At 61.2% G+C, this 15,045-nt stretch carries 14 protein-coding genes; 2 read left to right on the top strand and 12 right to left on the bottom strand.

What is annotated here, in order from left to right; all coding sequences use genetic code 11:
* Nucleotides 1-6: 6 nt before the first annotated feature.
* Complete coding sequence (locus CAG25_RS05115) at nt 7-636, bottom strand: bifunctional 2-polyprenyl-6-hydroxyphenol methylase/3-demethylubiquinol 3-O-methyltransferase UbiG (RefSeq protein ID WP_085611214.1); 630 nt, start codon at nt 634-636, stop codon at nt 7-9.
* A 216-nt stretch (nt 637-852) separates the two neighbouring features.
* On the opposite strand from CAG25_RS05115, the gene CAG25_RS05110 reads away from it, so the two are divergent.
* On the top strand, nt 853-2,256 hold the full coding sequence (locus tag CAG25_RS05110; RefSeq protein ID WP_085611213.1) for a hypothetical protein: 1,404 nt from the start codon (nt 853-855) through the stop codon (nt 2,254-2,256).
* Between the two features lie 30 nt (nt 2,257-2,286).
* Here CAG25_RS05110 and CAG25_RS05105 read toward each other — a convergent pair whose 3' ends face one another.
* From CAG25_RS05105 to CAG25_RS05055, 11 genes are all read right to left on the bottom strand, one after another.
* On the bottom strand, nt 2,287-2,931 hold the full coding sequence (locus CAG25_RS05105; protein WP_007952752.1) for a methionine ABC transporter permease: 645 nt from the start codon (nt 2,929-2,931) through the stop codon (nt 2,287-2,289).
* Nucleotides 2,921-4,045, bottom strand: a complete 1,125-nt coding sequence (locus CAG25_RS05100; RefSeq protein WP_085611212.1) for a methionine ABC transporter ATP-binding protein — start codon at nt 4,043-4,045, stop codon at nt 2,921-2,923. The genes CAG25_RS05105 and CAG25_RS05100 overlap by 11 nt, the downstream gene beginning before the upstream one ends.
* A gap of 2 nt (nt 4,046-4,047) precedes the next feature.
* Nucleotides 4,048-4,857 carry a MetQ/NlpA family ABC transporter substrate-binding protein gene (locus CAG25_RS05095; RefSeq protein WP_007952748.1) on the bottom strand — a complete coding sequence of 270 codons (810 nt, stop codon included), beginning with the start codon at nt 4,855-4,857 and terminating at the stop codon, nt 4,048-4,050.
* 67 nt (nt 4,858-4,924) lie between these two features.
* Nucleotides 4,925-6,277, bottom strand: a complete 1,353-nt coding sequence (locus tag CAG25_RS05090; protein WP_085611211.1) for an LLM class flavin-dependent oxidoreductase — start codon at nt 6,275-6,277, stop codon at nt 4,925-4,927.
* A complete protein-coding gene (locus tag CAG25_RS05085; RefSeq protein WP_085611210.1) occupies nt 6,277-7,470 on the bottom strand; it encodes an SfnB family sulfur acquisition oxidoreductase in 1,194 nt (397 codons plus the stop codon). The genes CAG25_RS05090 and CAG25_RS05085 overlap by 1 nt, the downstream gene beginning before the upstream one ends.
* 38 nt (nt 7,471-7,508) lie before the next feature.
* Entirely contained in the window at nt 7,509-8,750 is a 1,242-nt protein-coding gene (locus CAG25_RS05080; RefSeq protein WP_039764545.1) for an SfnB family sulfur acquisition oxidoreductase, read from the bottom strand.
* 265 nt (nt 8,751-9,015) lie between these two features.
* Nucleotides 9,016-9,780, bottom strand: a complete 765-nt coding sequence (locus tag CAG25_RS05075; RefSeq protein ID WP_085611209.1) for a hypothetical protein — start codon at nt 9,778-9,780, stop codon at nt 9,016-9,018.
* Between the two features lie 456 nt (nt 9,781-10,236).
* Entirely contained in the window at nt 10,237-10,986 is a 750-nt protein-coding gene (tcyN, locus tag CAG25_RS05070) for an L-cystine ABC transporter ATP-binding protein TcyN (RefSeq protein ID WP_064382730.1), read from the bottom strand.
* A 4-nt stretch (nt 10,987-10,990) separates the two neighbouring features.
* Nucleotides 10,991-11,656, bottom strand: a complete 666-nt coding sequence (gene tcyL / locus CAG25_RS05065; protein ID WP_007952735.1) for a cystine ABC transporter permease — start codon at nt 11,654-11,656, stop codon at nt 10,991-10,993.
* The gene (gene tcyJ / locus CAG25_RS05060) at nt 11,656-12,456 is read right to left on the bottom strand and encodes a cystine ABC transporter substrate-binding protein (protein WP_064592710.1); all 801 of its coding nucleotides are present in this window, start codon (nt 12,454-12,456) and stop codon (nt 11,656-11,658) included. The genes tcyL and tcyJ overlap by 1 nt, the downstream gene beginning before the upstream one ends.
* A gap of 246 nt (nt 12,457-12,702) precedes the next feature.
* A complete protein-coding gene (locus CAG25_RS05055; protein ID WP_064592712.1) occupies nt 12,703-13,707 on the bottom strand; it encodes a D-cysteine desulfhydrase in 1,005 nt (334 codons plus the stop codon).
* A 190-nt stretch (nt 13,708-13,897) separates the two neighbouring features.
* Between CAG25_RS05055 and epsC the strand changes: the two genes are divergently transcribed.
* Nucleotides 13,898-14,824: a serine O-acetyltransferase EpsC gene (gene epsC / locus CAG25_RS05050; protein ID WP_007952730.1), complete on the top strand. Its 927-nt coding sequence runs from the start codon at nt 13,898-13,900 to the stop codon at nt 14,822-14,824.
* Nucleotides 14,825-15,045 lie beyond the last annotated feature (221 nt).

The raw sequence follows: 15,045 nt of genomic DNA, 5'->3' as shown, positions 1-15,045 counted from the left end.
CGCCAACTACACGGTTTTGCGCCAGACACTCGCCAGCCAGGGCTGCTGCTCACGCGGCAGCCCCGCCGGCCGGTAGTAATGCTCCAGTTCGACAAACCCGGCAGCGGTCAACAATCCGCGCCAGGCTTCAAGATCGTGATACGAGCCGTAACGCGGTCCGTTCCAGCCCTCACGGTTATCCCCGTGCGGGTTGGAGCTGAACAACACGCCGCCCGGCTTCAATGTCCCGTGCAGCTGCTTCAGGACCCTTGGCAACTCCTGCAACGGCACATGAAACAGCACCGCATTGGCGAAGATGCCGTCGAAGCGTTCTGCCGGCAGATCCAGCTTCAGAAAGTCCTGACACCACACTTCACAACCACTGTCGTCCCGCGCCATTTGCGCGAATTTTTCCGCGCCGTCGAGGCCGACGGCGAGGTGACCCATCCGGGTGAATGTCTGCAAATCCCGCCCCGGCCCGCAGCCGAAATCGAGAATGGAAAACGGCTCCTCAGCCTGGATGTGCCGCAGCAGGGCGTCGATGTTTTGGCTGACATCGTGATCGCGGGTGCCTTCACGAAAATCCTCGGCCACCGAGTTGTAATGGCCGAGGGTGGTAGAGGTGATCTGTTCAAGATCGGTGGGGGTCTGCTTCATGGTCGTCATGGGCTGAAAGGAAGATCGGCAGACTATAAGCGCTTTCGCGGTTCAGAGGATCCAGATCCGGACAAAGCACAAAACGCCGGCTCAAGTGCAATACATATTTACCGCACCTGACCGTTCCCGATCGGTTGCAATAGCGCCCACGCGATAGACGACTAGCGCGATGTCTGCCCGATTTTTTCAGGGGGATTTACTCAACAAGGATTTTTCATGGGCAATACTCGAAAAACCTCCACCACGTCCTCCAGCCACAGCCTGGCAGACGCCATTGCACTGCGTAAAAGATCCGGTGCTGACTTTCCCGAGTACGAACCTGCGCACAAGAGTTTTCGGGACATGGATCAAACGGATGTGGAGGCCGTTCCCCAACCGGATATGCCAGACGCCGCAGTCATTGTTTCATCCCTGCCGACCGCCGAGATCCTGTCGGGTCGTTTCGGGGGCAGGACGCTTGCGGACTATCGCCTGAAAGCGCCGGCCACCCTGCCTGCGCCTGATGCCCTGGGGTTGAGGGTTATCAAGGGACGCACGTTCGTCGATGTCGCCCCCGGCGAGATTGTCCAGGTTCGGCAAACCGCAGCAGATGGTGAATATCGCGCGACCTTGATGTCCGAGTGGACGGCTTCGGGACCGGTCCTGTTCTTCGATCCGCACAGCAAGATATGGTCGCCGGAACGGGCTCGGTCATCCGGCAACGCAGGCAATGTCATCGATATCGACATCGATGAGCTCATCCGCAATATCAGGAAAGATTCGGAAAAGCACAGTCGGGTCCACACCGGTATTGATGACGCGATCGAGCACGAGACAGCAAAGGAAGCCACGCTGACTGCACGGGGGCTGAAGCAGTTTCCACTGGATCAGGCTGCGATGGTCCGCACTGAGTTGCGAGTGGTCGAAAGCGTTTTCGCTGATGCCGTTCACGCCATTGGCATGAAATACGACGGTGCGAGCGCGGTTTACGAAAGTTTTTTTGGGGCAGGGCACCAGGCCGTGGCGCAGCAGTTTTCTGACTCGGTGGCGCGAGGTCTTGCGCTTTCCAGGGAGTACCAAGGGACCTGGGGCGAGGAAAAATTCTTCGCAGTGGAGACTGAAAACAACAGCGCCGCCTGGATGTACAAGAAGGATTTTCATGGCCGGTTCTTCCTCAACCGCAAGTACATGCAGCAGGAGATTCTAGGCATGTCCCTGGGCCATGAAATGCTGCACACCAACCGCATCGACCGCTTCAGGACCATCGGTCCCAACGCCGCGGATTTCTTCTATCTGGGTGACAGCCAGCGTGGTTTGCTGAGTCTGGAGCCGCTGACCGTCTACGACATTCCGGAGCGCAGCGTTTCCGAAGTGATAATGCGCGGTGGATTGACAGTCGAGTACGTGAACGCTTTTACGGACGATCACGACAACCTGCTGTTCGGGATCAGTGATTATCTGGGGATCGGCGACGATCTGGATCTTCAGACGGCGGTCGGCCTGTTCAATGCAAATCCGGCGCTGCGCGCGCATTTGGCCGCGAACAACGCCGACAGCATTGTTTACGCGGCAAAAAGCATGCAGGCGCTGCATCGAAGCAAAACTGAATACGCGTGGCTCGACAGCCTGATCGATGATTGATGCCGGGGAGGGCAGCGCTCATCGATTGTTCTAGCGCTTGTTCAGCCCCCGCGCCAGACGATCGCCGCCCAGCTGAATCAGCGCCACCAGTGCCACCAGCAGCACGATCACGGTCAGCATGATCTGGCTGTCGAAGCGCTGATAGCCGTAGCGATAGGCGATGTCACCCAGACCGCCGGCGCCAATCGCTCCGGCCATGGCCGAGGAGTTGATCATCGTCACCAGGGTGATGGTGAAACCGCCGACAATCCCCGGCAGCGCCTCGGGCAACAGCACATGCCAGACAATATGCCAGCGCCGGCAGCCCATGGCCTGCGCGGCTTCGATCAGGCCGTAGTCGACTTCACGCAGGCTCACCTCGGCGATACGCGCAAAGAACGGCGTGGCCGCGATGGTCAGCGGCACGACCGCCGCCCACACGCCGTAGGTGGTGCCGACGATCAGTCGGGTGAACGGAATCAGCGCGACCATCAGGATCAGAAACGGGATCGAGCGAAACAGGTTCACGAACGCACCCAACGCGCGATTGAGCACCGGTGCTTCGTAGATCCCGCCCTTGTCGCTGGTGACCAGAATCACTGCCATCGGAATACCCGCCAGCAATGCGATCAGCGACGACACGCCGACCATCAGAAACGTGTCGATAAAACCCTGCAGCAAGCGATCAAACCACATAACCCAGCACCTCCGTGCGTTGTGCCCATTGCCCGGCGCGCTCACGCAATTGCTCGGCATTCAGCTGCGAACCCGCGACCGCCAGCAACAGTTGCCCGAGCGCATGGCCCTGAATCCGTTCCACGCCGCCCTGGAGCAATTTCACCCGGCCACCGAGCGCGGCGAACAGCGCGGCCAGATCCGGTTCGTCCTGCTGGCTGCCGGTGAACTGCAAACGCAGCACCACAGATGCATCGGGCGACGACGGTTGTGCCTGCAAACGGCTTTGCAATTCTTCGGGCAAGGCGTGTTGCAGCGGCGCGAGCAAGGTCTGGCTGACCTCGTGCTGTGGGTTGCCGAACACTTCCCAGACCGGGCCCTGCTCGACGATGCGGCCGTGTTCGAGCACGACGACGCGATCGCAGATTTCCCGGATCACCGCCATCTCGTGGGTGATCAGCACGATGGTCAGGCCCAGGCGTTTGTTGATTTCGCGCAGCAGGCCGAGGATCGACTGGGTGGTTTCCGGATCGAGGGCCGAGGTGGCTTCGTCACACAGCAGAATATCCGGGTCATGCACCAGCGCGCGGGCGATGCCGACGCGCTGTTTCTGCCCGCCGGACAGCTGCGCCGGATACGCCTTGTGCTTGGCTTGCAGGCCCACCAGTTCCAGCAGTTCGCGCACCTTGTTCTCCCGCTGTTCCTTCGGGACGCCGGCGACTTTCAGCGGCAGTTCGACGTTTTGCCACACCGTTTTCGCCGACATCAGGTTGAAGTGCTGGAAGATCATGCCGATCCGCCGGCGCAGGGCGACGAGGCGATCCTCGTCGTACTCGCCGATGTCCACCTGATCGATCAACACCCGGCCCGAGGTCGGTTGTTCGAGGCGGTTGATGGTGCGGATCAGCGACGACTTGCCGGCGCCGCTGCGGCCGATGATGCCGAACACTTCACCGCGCTGGATCGCCAGGTCGATGCCTTGCAGGGCGGCGACCGGGCCGTGTTTGCCGTCGTAGGTTTTGCCGAGCCCGACGAAGCGCACATGAGCGCGATTCAGTTCAGGATGCAGTTCGGTGCGCTGTGCCAGCGCGGGTGGCTCTGGAAGATCCAGTCGCCGTTGGATGGCCGCGGTCATCCTCAGCTTTCCCAACCGGCCTGGTACAGCTTGCCGTGGGCCTTATCCAGTGCGGCGCGCACGGCCGGCGAATGCTGGTAGATGTCGACGAACTTGATCAGGCGCGGGTCGGTCTTGCTCTTCGGCTGGATCACGAACTGGATCACGTATTCCTTGTGGTCGAGGCCGTCGAACAGCAGCGCAGAGCCGGCATCGAAAGTTTTCGCCAGACGAATATAGGCCGGGTAGCCCTGGACCAGATCGGCGTCATCGTAGGCGCGCACCAGTTGCACGGCTTCGACTTGCAGGATCTTGATCTTCTTCGGGTTGGCGACGATGTCGTCTTCGGTAGCCTTGTAGCCGACGCCCGGTTTGAGGGTGATCAGACCGGCCTTGGCCAACAGTTGCAGGCCGCGTCCGCTGTTGATCGGGTCGTTGGCGATGGCGACGCTGGCGCCTTCCGGCAGCTCGTCGAAGCTTTTGTATTTCTTCGAGTACAGGCCGACGTTGTTGATGATCCCTGGCGCGAACGGCACGAGGTCGAAACCGGAGGCGGCCTTGGCGTTTTCCAGGAACGGGATGTGCTGGAAGTAGTTCACGTCGATGTCACCGGCGGCGAGGCTGACGTTCGGTGCGATCCAGTCGGTGAACTCCACCAGCTCGACTTTCAGGCCCTGTTTGGAGGCCTCTTCGACGGCGGCTTCCAGCGGAATCGCGAAGGCGGCGGTGGTGCCGATTTTCAACGGGGCATCTGCGGCGAACACCGCCGAGCTGAACAGGCCGAAGGCCAGGGCCAGTGCTTTGACTGGGTGGGACAGGAGCTTCTTGGTCATGGTGGTTTTCCAGTCAGTGAAATTAGCCTGACTCCCACGCCGAGCGTGGGAGCGATGAGTGCCGGGGTTAGTGTCGGTAGTGGGCGCCGGTGTGTTGCGGCGGCAGGTGCGCTTCGCCGTGAAACAGTTTTTCCCGCAGGCTGCCGGTGTCGTACGCGGTCTTGTACGAACCGCGCCGTTGCAGTTCCGGAATCACCAGATCGATGAAATCCACATAGCTTTCCGGGGTGACGATGCGGGTCAGGTTGAAGCCGTCGAGGCCGGTTTCGGCGATCCACGATTCCAGTTCATCCGCCACTTGTTGCGGCGAGCCGACCACGGTGATGTAGCGCCCGCCCAGAGCGTGCTGATCGAGCAACTTGCGCCGGGTCCAGTCGTTGTTCTGCAGGTTTTTGGTGGCGGACTGGATGGCGTTGCTCTTCACGTACTGGATCGGTTCGTCGATTTCGTACTGGGAAAAGTCGATGCCAGTGGACGCCGAAAAATGCGCCACGCCCGCTTCGGCGCTGGCGTAGCTCAGGTATTCGGCATGCTTGGCCCAGGCCGCTTCCTCGGTCTCGCCGACGATCACATTGAGGCCCATGAACACCTTGATGTCCTCAGGATTGCGACCCGCTTCAACGGCGCTGGCGCGGACCTTGTCCACCTGCACCTTGGTCGACGGCTTGTTCTGGCCGCTGATGAACACGCACTCGGCATGCCGCCCGGCGAACAGCAGACCGCGATCCGAACTGCCGGCCTGGAACAGCACCGGCGTGCGCTGCGGCGACGGCTCGCACAGGTGATAACCCTCGACCTGATAGAACTCGCCCTTGTGTTCGACCTTGTGCACCTTGTCCGGCTGCGCGTAGATCCGCTGCTGTGGATCGTTGAGCACCGCCCCGTTTTCCCAGCTGCCTTCCCAGAGTTTGTAGAGCACTTCGAGGTACTCGTCGGCCTGGTCGTAACGCCGGTCGTGCTCGACCTGTTCGCTCAGGCCCATGGCCTTGGCGGCGCTGTCCAGGTAACCGGTGACGATGTTCCAGCCCACCCGTCCACGGCTCAGGTGGTCGAGGGTCGACATGCGTCGGGCGAACAGATACGGCGGCTCGTAGGTGAGGTTGGCGGTCAGGCCGAATCCGAGGTTTTTGGTCACCGCGGACATCGCCGATACCAGCAGCAGTGGGTCGTTGACCGGCAGTTGGATCGACTCTTTCAGGGTGACGTCCACCGAGTTTTGATAAACGTCGTACACGCCGACGATGTCAGCGATGAACAGCCCGTCGAACAGCCCGCGCTCCAGCAGTTGCGCCAGTTCGGTCCAGTACTCGATGGTCTTGTACCGGGTCGAGGTGTCGCGGGGATGCGTCCACAACCCGTGGTTGATGTGGCCGATGCAATTCATGTTGAACGCATTGAGCAGGATCTTTTTCTTGCTCATCAGATGGTCCCTCGCAGCGGAGGGTTTTCATCGTTGAGGTAGTAATTGCCGACCGCGTGATATTTCCAGCGCACCGGGTCATGCAGCGTATGTACCCGGGCGTTGCGCCAGTGGCGGTCGAGGCCATGCTCGCTCAGTGTGGCCTGGCTGCCGGCCAGTTCGAACAGGGTGCTGCCGGCGGCCAAGGAGATTTCGGTGCTGATCGCCCGTGCTTCGGCGACGGCAATCGAGGCCGCTGCCACCGTCTCGGCGTTGGTCTCGGCCTGGGCCGCGTCGAGGAATTCGCCGGCGCGTTCGAGCAGCGCTTCGGTGGCGTGCAGGCGAATACTCAGGTGGCCGAAGCTCTTGAGGGTCAGCGGGTCTTCGGTGGCCTTGTCGTTGCCCGAATCGATCCATGGACGGGTCTTGCTGCGCACGAAGTGCAGCGCATCTTCGTAGGCGGCGCGGGCGATGCCGGTGTCGATGGCGGCGTGAAGGATCTGCGCCAGCGGGCCGACCGGGGTCGGGCGCTCGAAAGCGCTCTGGAACGGGATGACATCTTCGGCGGCGACATACACGTCTTCGAACACCACCGAACCGCTGCCGGTGGTGCGCTGACCGAAGCCGCTCCAGTCGTCGATCACGGTCAGGCCTTTGCTGTCGCGCGGGACGAACGCCAGTTGCTGCACGCCGTTTTCATCGACCACGGACGTTGGAATGCGTTGGGCGTAAATGGCACCGGTCGCATAGAACTTGCGACCGTTGATGCGATAACCGCTGCCGTCGCGTTCGAGGCGGGTGACCCGGTCGTGGGCGGTCCTGGTGCCCAGTTCTGCCAGGGCATTGCCGAAGCGCTGGCCGGCGAGGACTTCGGCGTACAGGCGTTGTTTCTGCTCGTGGCTGCCATTCACCCGAAGCACTTCGAGGGCATAGAAATGGTTCTGTGGAATCTGCCCGAGCGAGCCATCAGCCCGGGCGATCAAAGCGATGACTTTGGCCAGGGTCACGTTGGACACACCGGCGCCACCGTACTCCTTGGGCACGCTGATGCCCCACAGGCCGGAGCGGGAAAATACGTCGAGTTCCGGCAGCGGTAGGCGGCGTTCGCGGTCGCGCAGGTTGCTGTCGCGCTGGAAATCTTCGGCCAGGTCGCTGGCGACGATCAGGGCTTGCTCGTCGCTGGTGATGACCGCAACGGGATGGGAAAGAGTCATGTGTTTCTCCAGAGATCTGGTCAAAAGTGTTCGGGTCGTCAGATCCAGGAATGGCGAGCCGGCAACTTGCCGTTGAGGCGATAGGCGCCGACCGCGTGGTATTTCCAGCGCACCGGGTCGTGCAGGGTGTGCACTCGGGCGTTGCGCCAGTGACGGTCGAGGTTGAATTCGGCGAGGGTGGCGCGGCTGCCGGCCAGTTCGAAGAGTTTTTCGCTGGCCAGCAGTGAGATCTCGGTGGTCAGCACCTTGGCTTCGGCCACGGCAATCGACGCGCGGGCGGCGGATTCGGCGGTCAGTGGCGCGGCGTGCACCTGATCCAGCACCTGCCCGGCCTTGCGCAGCAGCGCTTCGGCGGCGTGCAGTTCGATTTTCAGTTTGCCGATGTCGGCGATCACGTAGAGGTCATCGCTGGCGCGCTCGACGTTGGCGTCGATCCACGGCCGGGCGCGGGTCTTGACGAATTCGATGGCGTCATCGATGGCGCCACGGGCGATGCCGGCGTCGATCGCTGCCTGAATCAGCTGCGACACCGCGCCCTGGGTGTTGGGCTTTTCGTTGATCTTCCAGTTGTCCACCACGAGGCCGGCATCGACCCGCACGTTGTTCAACAGGATCGTGCCGCTGGCGGTGGTGCGCTGGCCGAAACCCGACCAGTCATCGACGATGCGCAATCCCGGCGTGCCGCGACGGACGAAGGCCAGCACTTGCTTGCCGTCATCGTTGAGCGCCTTGACCGCGACCCAGTGTGCGAACAGGGCGCCGGTGGAGTAGAACTTCTGGCCATTGATCACGTAGTCATCGCCGTCGGCGGTGATGCGCGCCTTCAGTTCCAGGGTGTCCTTGGTGCCGCGTTCAGGCCCGGCGTTACCGATGCGCCAGCCTTCGAGCACGCTCTGCAGCAGATGCTTTTTCTGCTGCTCGGTGGCGCTGCCGAGGATCAGGTTGATGATGCCGAACTGGTTCTGCGGGATCTGTCCCAGCGCCGGGTCGGCGGCGGAAATGATCGCGAACACCTCGGCCAGGGTGACGAAGGAAACCTGCGGGCCGCCGTACTCGCGCGGAATCGCGATGCTGCCGAGGCCACTGCGGGTGAACTGTTCGATTTCCGACCATGGCAGCTTGCGCTGGCGATCACGTTTGGCGGCCTGCACGCGGGCGACCTGCGCCAGCTCATGGGCGGCCTTGATGGCTTGAGCGTCGTTGCGCAGCACTTGTGCGGGCAACAACAGCGGGGCGATGTCCAGGTCACTCTGGACGTTTGCGTCTGCCAGACTGGACATCAGTGCCGCTCCTTGGCTGCACGCAATGCCCTGGCGATCTGCACTGGGGTGATTGTGTTCCGGACCATGCTACCTACCTCACATCTCATGAAAAACGCCGCAAAGTGCGGCGAACGAAAGAATGTCCGGTGGTCCGGTGTATATACCCTAAGCGCGTATAAAATTTAAATAAACTAACTTTTAGGAATATGTATAGAAGGGGGTGTGGTCTGGCTGGTTAAGCGTGCGGCGACGAGGGACGGCGTCCCTCATCGACCGTTTTGGCTCATTTCTTTTGTGGCTCTGCCGCCTTCAGCGTTTCCTTGAGCGGCACCTTGAGGTAGGGATTCACGCAACCGATTTTCAGCGTTCGCGGCGGTGCCCAGCGCGAGTTGTTGCCGACCCGGTCGAGGATGCAATAGGTCACGTCCAGACGCAGATCCTCGCCGGCCTCGGTGATGACTGCCGGCGGCACCCAGACCTGAATCGGCTTGCCGATATCGGCAGGGGTGATGCGTGCCAGATCCATCCGTACATCGCCCCAGCGCAAGGTGATGGCATCGCCTTCGGCCATGTTCAGATACGGCTCGATAGTCAGTGGCACGCCGCGTCTGATCTGGTTCGCGTTGACGCCCTGACGGCGAATGGTCTCGGGCAGCGTCACCGGTGCCAGTTGCTGGTTTTCGTCGCCACACAGCGCTGGAGGCTGTCCTCCGGGGCAGTCGAGCTTGACCGTGACCCGCGCCGCCGCCGACAGCGATGGCCCGTGCCCCACCCGCATGACCCGATAGTGGATGCGAGACGAGCCGCTGGCGATGAAGCTTTCCGGCACTCGCAGACTGATTGGGGCCGCGACGTCCTGTGCTGTCAGCAGGTGAGAGGCGACATAGCAGTTGTTCCAGAACAGTTCGATCAGGTCGCCGGTGTCCATGTCCGGATAAGGCGGCACATCGACCAGCAGATGAGCCGCTGCCGCGAGGTTGATGCCTTTGTTTCGGGATGGCGCCAGGCTCGGCGCGGCCAGTTCGGGAATGTGCGAAGTGCGGGTCATGAAATCCTCTCCTTGAAGCCTTGCAGCGAAATCCGTTTCTGAAAGTTCAAATGGCGTGAATTGCCTGGTAATAAAAACAGGGTCGTTCGGCCATTCGTTATCGGGTCTTGGTAATGTTGTGGGGCGCGATGAGTGACTAGATAAAAGTTCGCTGAATGGCGTGTCAACGGACAGGGTTAGTTAATTGGAGAATTACGGATTTATCAGAAGCTTCCTACGCAGATAAGGCACTCTACCTATTCTGCATGGCGAATCGAGCCACAGCTTTTGCCGGATTTTATCGTTCTGTCGTCGGTCGGTTTGTACAGCTGGGAATTTGGAGGGGGCGAACTTTAATCGCGGCGAGACTGTTGCAGGACATATATATGTAATGCAGTCACTTGATTAATTTTTTAGTGGGGAGGGCGTAAGCGAAACTTCCATCCATGGAAGTTTGTATTCCGGAAAGTTTACAGGTCAGCCGTTATTTCTGAACTTGCTGAGGAACTGTCGAGTGCGTTCTTCTTTCGGATTGGCGAACAACGCTTTCGCTTCACCTTGTTCGACGATCACGCCTTTATCGAAAAACACCACGCGGTTGGCCACATCACGAGCGAACGCCATTTCGTGGGTGACGATCACCATGGTGCGTTTCTCCTCGGCGAGGCCGCGGATGGTCGCCAGCACTTCACCCACCAGTTCCGGATCGAGGGCCGAGGTCGGCTCGTCGAACAGGATCACTTCCGGCTCCATCGCCAGCGCCCGGGCAATCGCCACGCGCTGTTGCTGGCCACCGGACAGGCGCCGTGGGTAGGCGTCTTCCTTGCCCGCCAGGCCGACCTTGGCCAGCAGCTTCTTGCCCAGGGCAATGGCTGCATCGCGGGGCGTCTTCTTGACCACGATCGGGCCTTCGATGACGTTTTCCAGGGCGGTGCGGTGCGGGAACAGGTTGAAGTTCTGGAACACGAAGCCCACATGCTGGCGCAGGTTGCGCACCAGGCTCTGCTGCTGGTTCAGCGGGCGGCTGGTATCGATTTCGATCTCGCCGACCTTGATCCGGCCGCTGGTGGGTTCCTCGAGAAAGTTCAGGCAACGCAGGAACGTGGTCTTGCCCGAGCCGCTGGGGCCGATGATTGCCACGACCTCGCCTTCCTTCACCTCCAGATCAATGCCGTTGAGCACGACTTGACCCTTGAACTGCTTTGTCAGTTTTTCCACGACAATCATGGGGTCAGGACTCCTGGTCGTGCCGATTGACCCGCTCTTCCAACTTGTTCTGGAAGTGCGACAGCACCGTGGCCAGAATCCAGTAGATCAGCGCGGCGGCAAGATACATGGTGAAGACTTCGAAAGTCCGGGCGGTAATCAGCTGCGCCTGACGGAACAGCTCCGGCACCTGGATGGTGGCGGCCAGCGCGGTGTCCTTGACCAGCGAAATGAAGCTGTTGCCCAGCGGCGGCAACGCCGTGCGCATCGCCTGCGGCAGGATGGCCCGGCGCAGGGTCTGCGCGCGGGTCATGCCGATGCTCGCAGCGGCTTCCCACTGGCCGCGTTCAATCGAGCCGATCGCGGACCGCAGGATTTCACAGGCGTAGGCGGCCATGTTCAGCGAGAAGCCGATCAGCGCCGCCGGCAGCGGGTCGAGTTCCATGCCCAATTGCGGCAAGCCGTAATAGATCACGAACAGTTGCACCAGCAACGGCGTGCCGCGAAAGAACGACACGTAGATGCGGGCCAGCCAACTGACCGACTTGAAACGCGACAGGCGCATCAACGCCAGGCCAAAGCCCAGCAGCAGGCCGAAAAACATGCCGCCGAGGCTGAGGATTACCGTGTAGTACGCGCCCTTCAACAGGAAGGGCGCGGAGTCCAGTGCGAGTTGGAAAGCTTCTTCCATTATTGGGTGACGTCAGCGTTGAAGTATTTCGTGGACAGCTTCTCAAGGGTGCCGTCGGCACGCAGTTCGTCGAGGGCCTTGTTCACGGCGGCCAGCAGTTCAGGCTCGCCTTTGCGCAGGGCAATACCGGCTTCCTGACGCGAGAAGGCTTCACCGGCGGCGACGGTTTTCGGCGCTTTCTTGGCGTATTCCAGCGCAGCCAGACGGTCGATCAGGATCGCGTCGGTACGGCCGTTGTTCAGGTCGGCGAACTTGGTCGGATCATCGTCGTAGGTGCGCACGTCGGCACCCGGCACGTTGGCGCGGACCCACTGTTCGTAGTTGGTGCCAAGGCCCACGCCGACTTTCTTGCCGGACAGGTCGGCGGCGGATTTGATGTTCAGCGCGGCGGCCTTGTCTTTCAGTACCAGCGCCTGAATCCCGGAAACGGTGTACGGCTCGGAGAAGTCATACTTCTTCTTGCGCTCGTCGGAGATGGTCACCTGATTGACCACGACGTCCAGACGCTTGGATTCCAGTGCCGCGAGGATGCCGTCCCATTTGGTCGGCTGAATCTTGGCCTTCACGCCCAGCTTCTTGGCCAGGGCTTCGGACAGTTCGACTTCGAAACCCGACAGCTTGCCGTCGGCATCGACGAAGCTGAACGGTGGGTAAGTGCCTTCCAGGCCGACGTTGATAACGCCTTTGTCCTTGATCTGTTGCAGTTGTTCACCGGCAACGGCGCTGCTGATCAGACCGGCGCTCAGTGCCAGGCCCAGCGAACCTACCAGCAGATTTCGACGTAGTGCGGAAAGAATCATGACAAGCCCCTGTGTTTTCTTATGTGAAGACGCTTAAGGAAAGTTGGCGAATCCGGGAATTGGACGACAGCGCTATCCTGCCTTAAAGCAGCTTATGCGTCTCTCGCGAAATTCGCCTGCGGCGAGACTATATGACGGTTCTTTTAGAATGGAAAATAATGAATTTTCTGTTTGTTATTCATCTGTGGAATATGTGTTTTTCGTATTCCGGGATGCATTCCCACGCAGAGCGTGGGAACGAGCGCGTCAGAGAAAATCCTTGTACGCAAACAACGCCGGGGCGCCGCCGGTGTGCAGAAAGATGATCGGGCCGTCGTCGAAACGCCCGCGACCGATGCCGTCGAGCAACCCGGCCATGGCCTTGCCGGTGTAGACCGGATCGAGCAGCACGGCGTCCTGACTCGCCAGCAGTTTCACCGCCGCCAGTGTCCCGGCGTTCGGCTCGCCGTAGCGCGGGCCGAAGTATTCGTCCCACAACTCGACCTTGAAGCTGTCCGGCAGCGCCACGCCCAGCAGGTCGGCGGTGCGTTCGGCCAGGCTCTGGACTTTCGGGCGCTGGTCTTCTTCGCTGCGCGAAACCGTCACGCCGATCACCGGCAGTTGCGGCAGGGCTTCGCTCAACGCCAGCGCCAGACCGCTGTGAGTGCCGGCACTCCCCGAGGCCAGGACTACGGCGGAAAATTGCAGGCCGGTGTCCTTGATCTGTTCTGCCAGCTCCAGACCGGCGCGCACGTAACCCAGCGCGCCGAGGGCGTTGGAGCCGCCGATCGGCACCAGATACGGCTTCTTGCCATTGCTGCGCAGGCGCACGGCGAGGGCGGCCAGTTGTTCGTCGGCGTTGTCGAGGTTGTCGACCAACTCGACCTTGGTGTCGAACAGGTCCAGCAGCAGTCGGTTGCCGTTGCCGGTGTAGTTGCTGTCATCGGTGCCCAGCGGGTTTTCCAGCAGCGCCACGCAGCCCAGACCCAGTTTCGCGGCCAGCGCGGCGGTCTGGCGAACGTGGTTCGATTGCAGTGCACCGGCGGTGATCAGGGTATCGGCGCCTTGGGCGAGGGCATCGGCGGCAAGGTATTCGAGCTTGCGCAGCTTGTTGCCGCCCATGGCCAGCGGCGTCAGGTCGTCGCGTTTGATGTAGACATCGCGGCCGAGCCAGGTGGACAGACGCTCGAGCTTTTCCAGTGGGGTCGGTTGGCCGAGCAGGTCGAGGCGGTTGAAGCGTTGCAGCTGTTGTTTGATCGGTTGTGTGGACATGGTTCCGTACTGGCGGAGGAAGATCACCGGACTATAGGCACGCCGATTTACCGGGGCAACCGCCAATCGCTTATATCCAAACGTGCTTAGGCCAGCACTATCGGTTCTTAATTCGCGCCCGTGGGCTTGCCGTAAAGTAGTCGCCGTTGACGCGGCCAGACAGTCCGGCCGCCCGTGAGGAGTCTTTACCGTGAGCGAGCGTTCCAGCCATTGGCAATTGCAGACCATCGTCAGCCAGCTGCGTACCGCGCGGGATCAGTGGCGGGCACAAAATGGCCGTGCTTCCGGCGAGCAGGGCGGGCGCGAATTGCCGTCCCGCGATGCGATGGCGCAGATCCTTGAAGCCCTGTGCGGCGCACTGTTTCCGATGCGGCTGGGGCCGGTGGATCTGCGTGAAGAGAGCGAGGATTTTTACGTCGGTCATACCCTCGATGTCGCGCTGAATGCGTTGCTGGCCCAGGCACGACTCGAGTTGCGTTACGTCGCCCGTCACAGCGCCCAGGCTGACACTGAAGTCGAGGCACAGGCGATCAGGATCATCCAGGATTTCGCCCTCGCACTGCCGGGCCTGCGCAGCCTGCTCGACACCGATGTGCTGGCCGCCTACCACGGCGACCCGGCGGCGCGCAGCGTCGATGAAGTGCTGCTGTGCTATCCGGGGATTCTGGCGGTGATTCACCATCGTCTGGCCCACCATTTGTACCGCGCAGGCCTGCCGCTGCTGGCGCGGATCAGCTCGGAAATCGCCCACTCGGCGACCGGCATCGATATTCATCCGGGCGCGCAGATCGGCCGCAGTTTCTTCATCGACCACGGGACAGGTGTGGTGATCGGCGAGACCGCGATCATCGGCGAGCGCGTCAGGATTTATCAGGCGGTGACCCTCGGCGCCAAGCGCTTCCCGGCGGACGAGGACGGCCAGTTGCAGAAAGGCCATCCGCGCCATCCGATTGTCGAGGACGACGTGGTGATCTACGCCGGAGCGACGATTCTCGGGCGGATCACCATCGGCAAAGGCTCGACCATTGGCGGCAACGTCTGGCTGACCCGCAGCGTGCCGGCCGGGTGCAACCTGACCCAGGCCAACCTGCAGCATGATGACGGGACGCAGAAGTAATTTTTTCTATCTGATCGTTCCCGCGCAACGCGGGAACGATCGTCCTCGCCACAGCGTCATACCCCTCTTGAGCTAGCGTACGAAAAGTACCGCTGAGCCCTGCGATTAGTCCTTGGCGCGCTATCCATGTTTAACTTGAACGTTCATTCAAGTTAAACCGGCGGTTCGCTGCCCGCTCACAACAGGAGGCTTGCCTTTGCTGAGTCCGATCATTTCAGCCA

The sequence above is a fragment of the Pseudomonas sp. B16(2017) genome, assembly GCF_002113205.1.
GTDB classification, from domain to species: domain Bacteria; phylum Pseudomonadota; class Gammaproteobacteria; order Pseudomonadales; family Pseudomonadaceae; genus Aquipseudomonas; species Aquipseudomonas pharyngis.
This window is presented reverse-complemented; position numbering and strand designations above follow the sequence as displayed.

Coding starts and splice junctions, on each gene's coding strand:
- CAG25_RS05115 (WP_085611214.1), bottom strand. CDS start 636: ATGAAGCAGACCCCCACCGATCTTGAACAGATCACCTCTACCACCCTC.
- CAG25_RS05110 (WP_085611213.1), top strand. CDS start 853: ATGGGCAATACTCGAAAAACCTCCACCACGTCCTCCAGCCACAGCCTG.
- CAG25_RS05105 (WP_007952752.1), bottom strand. CDS start 2,931: ATGTGGTTTGATCGCTTGCTGCAGGGTTTTATCGACACGTTTCTGATG.
- CAG25_RS05100 (WP_085611212.1), bottom strand. CDS start 4,045: ATGACCGCGGCCATCCAACGGCGACTGGATCTTCCAGAGCCACCCGCG.
- CAG25_RS05095 (WP_007952748.1), bottom strand. CDS start 4,857: ATGACCAAGAAGCTCCTGTCCCACCCAGTCAAAGCACTGGCCCTGGCC.
- CAG25_RS05090 (WP_085611211.1), bottom strand. CDS start 6,277: ATGAGCAAGAAAAAGATCCTGCTCAATGCGTTCAACATGAATTGCATC.
- CAG25_RS05085 (WP_085611210.1), bottom strand. CDS start 7,470: ATGACTCTTTCCCATCCCGTTGCGGTCATCACCAGCGACGAGCAAGCC.
- CAG25_RS05080 (WP_039764545.1), bottom strand. CDS start 8,750: ATGTCCAGTCTGGCAGACGCAAACGTCCAGAGTGACCTGGACATCGCC.
- CAG25_RS05075 (WP_085611209.1), bottom strand. CDS start 9,780: ATGACCCGCACTTCGCACATTCCCGAACTGGCCGCGCCGAGCCTGGCG.
- tcyN (WP_064382730.1), bottom strand. CDS start 10,986: ATGATTGTCGTGGAAAAACTGACAAAGCAGTTCAAGGGTCAAGTCGTG.
- tcyL (WP_007952735.1), bottom strand. CDS start 11,656: ATGGAAGAAGCTTTCCAACTCGCACTGGACTCCGCGCCCTTCCTGTTG.
- tcyJ (WP_064592710.1), bottom strand. CDS start 12,456: ATGATTCTTTCCGCACTACGTCGAAATCTGCTGGTAGGTTCGCTGGGC.
- CAG25_RS05055 (WP_064592712.1), bottom strand. CDS start 13,707: ATGTCCACACAACCGATCAAACAACAGCTGCAACGCTTCAACCGCCTC.